Below are 9,582 nucleotides of genomic sequence, written 5' to 3'. Positions count from 1 at the left end.
CCACCACCCCCCGATCCCGAACGCCCCGCCCAAGTCCGGCGCATCCTGCGCCTCTTCCGCCCCTACCGCGGCCGCCTCGCCCTCGTCGGGCTGCTCGTGGCCGCCTCCTCGCTGGTCACCGTGGCATCGCCCTTCCTGCTGCGGGAGATCCTGGACGTCGCCATCCCGGAGGGCCGAACGGGGCTGCTCACCCTGCTCGCCCTCGGCATGATCACGGCCGCGGTCGTCACCAGCGTCTTCGGCGTGCTCCAGACCCTGGTGTCCACCACCGTCGGCCAGCGCGTCATGCACGACCTGCGGACGGCCGTCTACGCCCGGCTGCAGAGCATGCCCCTCGCCTTCTTCACCCGGACCCGCACCGGCGAGGTGCAGTCCAGGATCGCCAACGACATCGGCGGCATGCAGGCCACGGTGACCTCCACCGCCACCTCGCTGGTCTCCAACCTCACCAGCGTCGTGGCCTCGGTCGCCGCCATGCTGGCCCTGGACTGGCGGCTGACCGTCGTCTCGCTGCTCCTGCTGCCGCTGTTCGTATGGATCAGCCACCGAGTGGGCCGCGAGCGCAAGAAGATCACCTCCCAGCGCCAGAAGCAGATGGCCTCCATGGCCGCGATCGTCACCGAGTCGCTCTCCGTCAGCGGCATCGTCCTGGGCCGGACCATGGGCCGTGCCGACTCGCTCACGGCCGCCTTCGGCAAGGAGTCCGAACGGCTGGTCGACCTGGAGGTCAGGGCCAACATGGCCGGCCGCTGGCGGATGTCCACCATCGGCATCGTCATGGCGGCCATGCCCGCGCTCCTCTACTGGGCGGCCGGCATCTCCCTCGAAACCGGCGGCCCCGCCCTGTCGATCGGCACGCTCGTCGCCTTCGTCTCCCTCCAGCAGGGCCTGCTGCGCCCGACCGTCGCCCTGCTCTCCACGGGCGTCCAGGTGCAGAGCTCCCTCGCCCTCTTCCAGCGCATCTTCGAGTACCTCGACCTCCCCGTGGAGATCAGCGAACCCGAGCGTCCGGTACGCCTGGAGACGATCCGCGGAGAGGTCCGCTTCGAGGACGTCGGCTTCGCCTACGACGGTCCGGACGCCGCCCGGCCCACCCTCAGCGGCATCGACCTCGTCGTCCCGGCGGGCGGCAGCCTGGCCGTGGTCGGCCCCACCGGCTCCGGCAAGAGCACCCTCGGCCAACTGGTGCCCCGGCTCTACGACGTCACCGGCGGCCGGGTGCTCATCGACGGGGTGGACGTCCGAGACCTGGACTTCGACACGCTCAGCCGCGCCGTCGGCATCGTGTCCCAGGAGACCTACCTGTTCCACGCCTCCGTAGCCGACAACCTGCGGTTCGCCAAGCCGGACGCGGACGACGACGAGATCCGCGCCGCCGCCGAGGCCGCCCAGATCCACGACCACATCGCATCCTTGCCCGACGGCTACGACACCCTCGTCGGCGAGCGCGGACACCGCTTCTCCGGCGGCGAGCAGCAGCGGCTGGCCATCGCCCGCACCATCCTGCGCGACCCGCCCGTCCTCATCCTGGACGAGGCCACCTCCGCTCTGGACACCCGGACCGAACAGGCCGTCCAGAAGGCCATCGACGCGCTGTCCGAAGGCCGCACCACCATCACCATCGCGCACCGCCTCTCCACCGTCCGCGACGCGGACCAGATCGTGGTGCTCGACGGCGGGCGCATAGCCGAGCGGGGGACGCATCCCGAACTCCTCGCCGCCGACGGCCGGTACGCGGCGCTGGTGCGCGGCGACGCCCGCCTCGCGGTGTCGGTCTGAGCCGGAGTGCGAGGGGCGGTGGGCGAAGGGGCGGAGGAGGGGCCTGCCCGCACGGCCCCCGCCACCCCGCCGGGACTCCGGCGGAGCCCCTCCTCCGCCGTCAGAGCGCGTCCAGGTCCACCGCCTCGGCCATCAGCCGGTAGCCCGCGTCGCCCGGGTGCTTGCGGTCGCCCGAGTCATAGGCGGGGGAGAGGAGCCGAGGGTCGTCGGCCGAGACCAGGGCGGCGGAGAAGTCCGCCACCGCGTCGAACTCGCCCGAGGTGCGGATCCACTCGTTGACCGCCAGCCGCTTCGCCTCCGCCCGAGGCGTGTGGTACTCGGAGCCCATGAACGGCAGGATCGTCCCGCCGATCACCTTCAGGCCGCGCTCACGGGCCCGCCGGATCAGCTCCCGGTAGCCGGCGATCAGCTCGTCGGCCGACACCTCGACGGACGGCTTGTACATCGGGAGGTCGACCTCGCTGAAACCGATGTCGTTGAGACCGACGTGCACGATCACGGCCCGGACCCCGGGCTTGTCGAGCACGTCCCGCTCCAGCCGGGCGGAGGGCCGCTCGCCGAACCACGGCGAGTCGTGCAGCAGCAGATTGCCCCCGATCCCCGAGTTGAGGACGGCCCACGGCCGGCCCGACGCCGCCAGCCGCTCGGCGAGGAAGTCCGGGTAGCGGGCGTTCGCCCCCACGGAGGAGCCGAAGCCGTCCGTGATGGAGTCGCCCAGGGCCACCACCGCGCCCTCGGCCGCGCCCTCCCCGGTCAACTCGACGTCGGACAGCAGGTACCAGGAGTGGGTGACCTCGTCGAAGCCCGCCCCGGAGGCCTCCCCGGTCCGGTCGCCCACGGCCCGGTACGTCTCCGCCCACGCCTGCGAGTGGAAGGTCACCGGACCCGTCGGACCGTCGAAGTACAGCGTCAGCGCCAGGGAGTCGAAGGCCGCCACGCGCAGCTCCACCGGGTCGCTCACCACCTCGCCGCCCGCCGGTATCCGCACCGACGGGGCACCGTCGAAGGTGAGCGCCCGCCGCGACTCCGGCTTGACCTCGGCCCCGCCCGCGCTCAGCGCCAGGGCCGCCCCGTCGACGGTCAGCGGCTCGGTCCCGTAGCGGTGGGACAGCCGGATCCGGACCGACGTACCGCCTCCCGTCACCCGGACGACCTGGCGCACGGACTGCCGCGCGAACCCCGTCTCGGACCAGTTCTCCCCAAAGCCGGCGCTCGGCCGCTGCACCGCCGCCGACCATCCGGCCGCCCACGCGGTGCGCGTCCCGTCGTCGACGAGCTCCGCCGCTCCTGTGTGCTCCGCTTCCCGAACCGTCATGGCACGTCTCCTCGTTCGCGTGATCTCCGCCGACCGTGATCTCCGTCGACGAGGAACAGCCTGCCGGTCCGGCGGCGGCCCACCCAGCCCCCGCCGCTTCGTACGCGGGCCGTGCGTACCACTGCCAGGGTCACCCTCGCCGCGGCCCCGGGTCCCCGGCCACCAGCACGACGTCCAGCACGCGCGGTCCGTGCACGCCCTCCACCCGGTCCAGCTCGATGTCGCTCGTCGCCGACGGTCCGGAGATCCACGTCAACGGCCTGGCGGGATCGAGGCGTTCGAGGGCCTGGGGGACGGAGTCCACGAGCTGGTCCGCGGTCCGCACCACGCACACATGGTGGTCGGGGACGAGCGTGATCCGGCGCCGCCCCTGCCCCGGGCCCCCGTCCAGGACGACCGTCCCGGTCTCGGCGACCGCCAGCGCGCAGCCCGTGACGACGCTGTCCACGGCGTCCAGCGCGCGGACGGTCAGGCCGGGGGAGTCCACGCCCACCTCCCCGTCCGCCTCGGCACGCCAGGGGGCCAGCCAGCCGTCCGGCAACCCGGGCGGCACGACCACCCGGCGGGCGCCCCGGCGGGCCAGTACGTCCCGGAGCAGCGCCGGCAGCCCGTCCGCGCCGGTCCGGTGCACGGTGGCGCGGTAGTCCGTCAGGTGCGCGGCGAGCAGCGCCGCCGATTCGGCGGGCGTCCGCCGGCCGTGCACGCGCAGGTAGTCGCGGGGTACGGGGTGGTCGCGCGGCCGCTCGTACGCCGGCACGTCGGCGAGGGCACGCCGCACCCGCCCCAGGATCCGCGCCCGGCTCGCGCCGCCCGCCGGGCGCTCCGCCGCTCCGGCACCCGTCGCCTCGCTCACCGCGCACCTCCTCGTGTCCGCGTCCACCAGTCGCGGAACGACTCCTCGGTGATCTCGGGCAGCTCCCGCCCGTCCGTCCACGCCCGGCCCGGACCCGGCAGCCGCCGCGGGGCGAACCGGCCCGCCCGGCCCGCCAGCCGCCGGCCGCGGCGGAGCAGTTCGGGCCGGTCCAGGGCCCAGGCCGCGCCCGCCACCACCCGCCGTTCCAGGGCGCGCCGCCGGGCCGGACGCACCACCGTCCGCGTGCCCCGGACCGTCGCCTCGCCGCCCTCCGCCACCCGTTCCCGCAGGTGGACCAGGACCTCGGGGATGTCGATGGCCACCGGGCACACCTCGTAGCAGGCCCCGCACAGCGAGGACGCGAAGGGCAGCGACTGCTCCAGCGGGCCCGCCATTCCGCGCAGTTGCGGGGCGAGGATCGCCCCGATGGGTCCGGAGTAGGGCGAGCCGTAGGCGTGCCCGCCGGCCCGCTCGTACACCGGGCAGACGTTGAGACAGGCCGAGCAGCGGATGCAGCGCAGTGCCTGGCGGCCGACCGTGTCGGCGAGGGTGTCGGTCCGGCCGTTGTCGAGCAGCACCAGGTGGAACGAGCGCGGGCCGTCGCCGTCCGTGGTGCCCGTCCACATCGACGTGTAGGGGTTCATCCGCTCGGCGGTGGAGGAGCGGGGCAGCACTTGGAGGTAGATCTCCAGGTCCCGCCAGGTGGGCACCACCTTCTCGATGCCCACGACGGAGATCAGCGTCTCGGGCAGGGTCAGGCACATCCGCCCGTTGCCCTCGGACTCGACCACCACCATCGTCCCGGTCTCCGCGACCATGAAATTGGCGCCGCTCACGGCCACTTTGGCCCGCAGGAACTTCTCCCGGAGGTGCAGCCGGGCCGCCTCGGCGAGGTCGGCCGGACGGTCGGTCAGCCCCTCGGGCGCGGGCCGCCCCCAGTCGGCCATCCGCTCGCGGAAGATCTCCCGGATCTCACCCCGGCTCCGGTGGATGGCGGGGACGAGGAGGTGGGACGGCAGATCGTCCCCCAACTGCACGATCAGCTCCGCCAGATCGGTCTCGTAGGCCCGGATGCCGGCCGCCGCCAGGGCCTCGTTGAGGCCGATCTCCTGCGTCACCATGGACTTGACCTTGACGACTTCCCGTTCGCCGGTGGCCCGTACGAGGTCGGTGACGATCCGGTTGGCCTCCGCCGCGTCGGCCGCCCAGTGCACCGTCCCGCCGGCCGCGGTGACGCGCTCCTCCAGGCGGACGAGGTAGTGGTCGAGGTGGCGGAGGGTGCGGTCCTTGACGGCCGCGGCGGCGGCGCGGAGCCGCGGCCAGTCGTCGAGTTCGGCCACGGCCGCCGCGCGCCGGGCCCTGATGGTGGTGGTGGCGTGGCGCAGGTTGGCGCGCAGGCGCGTGTCCCGGGTGGAGACGGCGGCGGCGCGGGGGAACGAGGGCATGCCGAGGGGGACCGGGCGGGTCATCGGGCGGCTCCTTCCGGTCCGGCGGCCGGGGGCGGTCCGGCGGTCGGGGACGGCGCGGTTCCCGGCGGCTGCGCGGTTCCCGGGGACGACGCGGTTTCCGGGAACGATGCCGGCTCCGTCGAGGCGAGGATCTCGGCGATGTGCACCGGCCGCACCCCCGCCTCCCGTCGGCCGAGGATGCCGCCGATGTGGGCCAGGCACGAGTTGTCCGCCGCGCAGAGGGCCCGGGCGCCCGTGGCGACGACGGCGCGCGCCTTGTCCGTGCCCATGGCGACGGAGACGGCGGCGTTCTTGATGGCGAACGTCCCGCCGAAGCCGCAGCACTCCTCCGCACCGGCCAACTCCCGCAGCTCCAGCCCCTTCACCCGTTCCAGCAACCGTCGCGGCCGGTCGCCGAGACGGAGCGCGCGCAGACCGTGACAGGTGGGGTGGTAGGTGACGGTGTGAGGGTAGTGAGCGCCGACGTCCGTCACCCCCAGGACGTCGACCAAGTACTCGGTCAGTTCGTAGGTGCGCGGTACGACCTCGGCCACCGCCTCCGACAGCCCGTCGTCCCGCCCCTCGGCCGCCGCCCGGGCCGCGACGCGCGGGTACTGCTCCCGGACCATGGCCGCACAGGAGGCGGACGGCGTGACGATGTGCTCGTACCCTCGGAAGGCGGCGGCGTAGCGGCGCACCAGGGGTTCGGTCGGCCGCCGGTAGCCGGTGTTGAGGAACGGCTGGCCGCAGCAGCTCTGTTCCGGGGGGAACTCCACCCGCACCCCCAGCCGCTCCAGCAGCGTGACCACGGCCCGCCCGGTGTCCGGATACAGCATGTCGTTGACGCACGTCACGAAGAGAGCGACGACCGGTGTGCCCGGATCCCGGGAGTCGGGAGAGCCGTGTGGGCCGGGAGACGCGAGCGGGCCGGGCGGGCGGTGAGGACCACGAGAACCAAGGGAGCGTCGCAGCATGGGACGCATGCTACGGATCAGGCGCCGGGAGCGGCATGGCCCGTGACGGCTTTCCGCCCCGGCGCGCGGGGCCGTCGGGCGCGGAACGGGCATCCCTCACGCGCCGGGGTACGGAGGGGGAGGACGGTCTCCCACAAGGCCCGGGCACCGTCTCGTCACACCCGCACCGCCTCACCCCACCGCGGCCGCCACCCGCCCGGACGGGCGCTCGCCGCGCCCCGTCTCCTCCCCGGCGAGCAGCTCCCGGATCTCCCGGACCGCGCCGCGGCCGGCCCGGTTGGCGCCGATGGTGCTGGCCGACGGCCCGTACCCGACGAGGTGGATCCGGGGGTCGCGGATCACCCGGGTGCCGTCGAGACGGATGCCGCCCCCGGGCTCCCGCAACCGCAGGGGCGCCAGGTGGCCGAGCGCGGGCCGGAAACCGGTGGCCCACAGGATGACGTCGGCGGGGACCGTCCGGCCGTCCGCCCAGGCGACGCCGTCGGGCGTGATGCGGTCGAACATCGGCAGCCGGTCGAGCACGCCCGCCTCCCGTGCCCGTGCCATCGCCTCCGTCATCGGCAGCCCGGTGACCGACACGACGCTGCGCGGCGGCAGCCCCCGCCGGACGCGGTCCTCCACCAGCGCGACGGCCTCCCGGCCGCGCGCCTCGTCGAACGGTCCCTCCCGGAACAGCGGCGGCCGTCGGGTGACCCACGTCGTGGCGGAGGCCACCTCGGCGATCTCCAGCAGGTGCTGGACGGCGGACGTGCCGCCGCCGACGACCACCACCCGCAGGCCCGCGAACGGCTCCGGGCCCGGGTAGCGGGCGGTGTGCAGCAGGCGGCCCCGGAACAGTTCCTGCCCCGGGTAACGCGGCAGGAACGGCCGGTCCCAGGTGCCGGTGGCGTTGACCAGCGCCCGCGCCGACCAGACGCCGGCGGACGTCTCGACGCGCAGCCGCCCCGCCCCGATCCCGGCGCCGTCGTCCTCGCGTACGGCCCGTACGTCGACGGGCCGCCGGACCCGCAGGCCGAACTCCGCCTCGTAGGCCGCGAAATAATGGCCGATCACCTCGGACGACGGCCGGGCGTCGTCGGCGCCCGTGAGCGGCATCCCGGGCAGCGCGTGCATCCCGTGGACCCGGCCGTAGGTCAGCGTGGGCCACCGGTACTGCCAGGCGCCGCCGGGGCGCGGCGCGTGGTCCAGCACGACGAAGTCCCGGTCCGGCTCGTAACCCGCGCGCCGCAGGTGGTAGGCGGCGGACAGGCCCGCCTGCCCGGCACCCACCACGACGACCTCCACGGGCCGCGCCACCGCCATTTCGTTCATGTTTCCACTAACGAGTCGGCCGGTGGATCTCTTCCCGGACCCTTCAGGACGGGCCCGGCGACGAAGCCAGCGCGCCCAGGTAGCCGTCCAGCAGCTCGGTCTGGCGCTCGGGCGGGAAGGCCGCCGGATCGAACAGGGCCTGGACCACCAGCCCGAGCACGAAGGCCTGGGCGCCGGCCGCGATCCGGCCGGGGTCGCCGGGCGGCAGCTCGCCGAGCTCCTGGGCGGCGGCGACGAGCTCCCGCAGCCGGTCGCGGCTGCGCGCGTACCGCTCCGCGTGGCCCTCGCCGAGCGCCGGGTCGGCGAGCGCGGTGTCCCAGGAGGACACCCAGATGCGGTTGCTGTCCGTGGCGGCCGGGGTGAGCGGCAGGATGTCGAGCAGCGCGGCCCTGACGGCGGGCAGCCCCCGGAGCGCCACGCGCCGCGGCCGGGCGGCGCTCCGCCGGTCGAGCAGGTCGAGGGCGTGCGCCAGCAGATCCCGCTTGGCCGGGAAGTAGTGGGTGAGCAGGCCGGTGGTCGCGCCCAGCTCGGCGGCGACCGTGCGCATCGTCAGCCCGCCGAAGCCGTGCGCGGCCAGGACGCGCCAGACCGCCTCCGAGACGTCGCGGCGCCGGGCTTCATGATCACCCTTGGTTCGTGGCATGCTGCCACCGTACATAACCGTAACGCTTGTTGTGTGAATGGGGTCATCATGTTCTCCCTCCCGCTGCGGGACGACGCTCTCCTCCGTCCGCTGGAGATATGGCACGCCGAGGAGTTCGCGGCGCACATGGACCGGGCCCGGGAGCACATCCGGCCGTGGGTCGGGCCCGCGTTCGTCACCGACGACCTCGACGGCGCCCGCACCACGCTGCGCCGCTACGCCGAGCGCCGGGCCGTCGACCAGGCCGGACTCTTCGGCATCTGGCGGAAGGACACCCTGGTCGGCGGAGTGATGTTCGTGGACTTCCAAGCCGCCCTGGGCTCCTGCGAGATCGGCTGCTGGCTGGAGCCGGCCGGCGAGGGCCACGGGCTGGTCACCGCGGCCTGCGAGACCCTCCTGGACTGGGCCCTCACCACCCGGGGCCTGCACCGCGCCGAGTGGCGCTGCCGCGCCGACAACACCCGCAGCTCCGCCGTGGCCGAGCGGCTCGGCATGACCTTGGAGGGCGTCCAGCGCGCCTACTGGCCCTACCAGGGCGCCCGCTACGACAAGCAGAACTGGGCGATCCTCGCCTCCGAGTGGCGCGAGCGCCGCGCCTGAACCGGGACGGCCCCGGGGGGCGCGGCGTACGGCGGCGGAACGCGCGAGTGCGCCGTACGCGCGCCGCGCCGCCCGGGGGACGGCCGGCCCCGGTTTGCCGATCTCCGGCCGGTGCGGGTAAGGGGTGGTACATGACCGATTACGCTGGTTCCTTCACCACCCGCACGGTGGACATCACCACCGGTTCGACCGAGACGGTGTACGACCTCACCCAGCACTGCGCTCACTTCTTGCGGGAGGTCGCGGCAGGCCGCGACGGCCTGCTCAACGTCTTCACCCCGCACGCCACCGCCGGCCTGGCCGTGATCGAGACGGGCGCGGGCAGCGACGACGACCTGCTCGCCGCCCTCCGCGACCTGCTGCCGAAGGACGACCGCTGGCGGCACCGGCACGGCAGCCCGGGGCACGGCCGCGACCACGTCCTGCCCGCCTTCGTCCCGCCGCACGCCACCCTGCCGGTCGTCGGCGGCGAGCTGGAGCTGGGGACGTGGCAGAGCGTCGTCCTCGTCGACACGAACGTCGACAATCCGCACCGCAAGGTGCGGCTCTCGTTCCTGGGCTGACGCTCTCGTTCCCGGGAGCGAGAGGGAACGGCCGGAGCGCTCCACGACGGCCGGACCGGCGGGCCCGGGCGTCGCCCGCCCGGGCCCGCCCGCCGG

Annotated in this window: 9 protein-coding genes; 3 read left to right on the top strand and 6 right to left on the bottom strand. The window is 74.4% G+C overall.

Going from position 1 to position 9,582, the window contains the following annotated elements; all coding sequences use genetic code 11:
* On the top strand, positions 1-1,779 hold a 1,779-nt coding region (locus ACSNOK_RS26020; protein ID WP_436783207.1), incomplete at its 5' end, for an ABC transporter ATP-binding protein.
* 100 nt (positions 1,780-1,879) lie between these two features.
* Here the strand turns inward: ACSNOK_RS26020 and ACSNOK_RS26015 are convergent.
* From ACSNOK_RS26015 to ACSNOK_RS25990, 6 genes are all read right to left on the bottom strand, one after another.
* Positions 1,880-3,094 (bottom strand): SGNH/GDSL hydrolase family protein, encoded by a 1,215-nt coding sequence (locus ACSNOK_RS26015; protein ID WP_436783206.1) that lies wholly within the window; start codon positions 3,092-3,094, stop codon positions 1,880-1,882.
* Between the two features lie 130 nt (positions 3,095-3,224).
* Complete coding sequence (locus ACSNOK_RS26010) at positions 3,225-3,947, bottom strand: LutC/YkgG family protein (RefSeq protein WP_436783205.1); 723 nt, start codon at positions 3,945-3,947, stop codon at positions 3,225-3,227.
* Positions 3,944-5,416, bottom strand: a complete 1,473-nt coding sequence (locus ACSNOK_RS26005; protein ID WP_436783204.1) for a lactate utilization protein B — start codon at positions 5,414-5,416, stop codon at positions 3,944-3,946. Before ACSNOK_RS26005 ends, ACSNOK_RS26010 begins: the two co-directional genes overlap by 4 nt.
* Complete coding sequence (locus ACSNOK_RS26000; protein WP_436783203.1) at positions 5,413-6,249, bottom strand: heterodisulfide reductase-related iron-sulfur binding cluster; 837 nt, start codon at positions 6,247-6,249, stop codon at positions 5,413-5,415. The genes ACSNOK_RS26005 and ACSNOK_RS26000 overlap by 4 nt, the downstream gene beginning before the upstream one ends.
* Positions 6,250-6,540: 291 nt before the next feature.
* Positions 6,541-7,680 (bottom strand): NAD(P)-binding domain-containing protein, encoded by a 1,140-nt coding sequence (locus ACSNOK_RS25995; RefSeq protein ID WP_436783202.1) that lies wholly within the window; start codon positions 7,678-7,680, stop codon positions 6,541-6,543.
* Between the two features lie 43 nt (positions 7,681-7,723).
* Positions 7,724-8,323 (bottom strand): TetR/AcrR family transcriptional regulator, encoded by a 600-nt coding sequence (locus ACSNOK_RS25990; RefSeq protein WP_436783201.1) that lies wholly within the window; start codon positions 8,321-8,323, stop codon positions 7,724-7,726.
* Between the two features lie 48 nt (positions 8,324-8,371).
* On the opposite strand from ACSNOK_RS25990, the gene ACSNOK_RS25985 reads away from it, so the two are divergent.
* Together ACSNOK_RS25985 and ACSNOK_RS25980 are read left to right on the top strand one after the other, a co-directional pair.
* Positions 8,372-8,923, top strand: a complete 552-nt coding sequence (locus ACSNOK_RS25985; protein ID WP_436783208.1) for a GNAT family N-acetyltransferase — start codon at positions 8,372-8,374, stop codon at positions 8,921-8,923.
* A gap of 131 nt (positions 8,924-9,054) precedes the next feature.
* Positions 9,055-9,486: a YjbQ family protein gene (locus tag ACSNOK_RS25980; RefSeq protein WP_436783200.1), complete on the top strand. Its 432-nt coding sequence runs from the start codon at positions 9,055-9,057 to the stop codon at positions 9,484-9,486.
* Positions 9,487-9,582: the final 96 nt, after the last annotated feature.

The sequence above is a fragment of the Streptomyces sp. URMC 126 genome (genome assembly GCF_051386555.1).
Taxonomy (GTDB): domain Bacteria; phylum Actinomycetota; class Actinomycetes; order Streptomycetales; family Streptomycetaceae; genus Streptomyces.
This window is presented reverse-complemented; position numbering and strand designations above follow the sequence as displayed.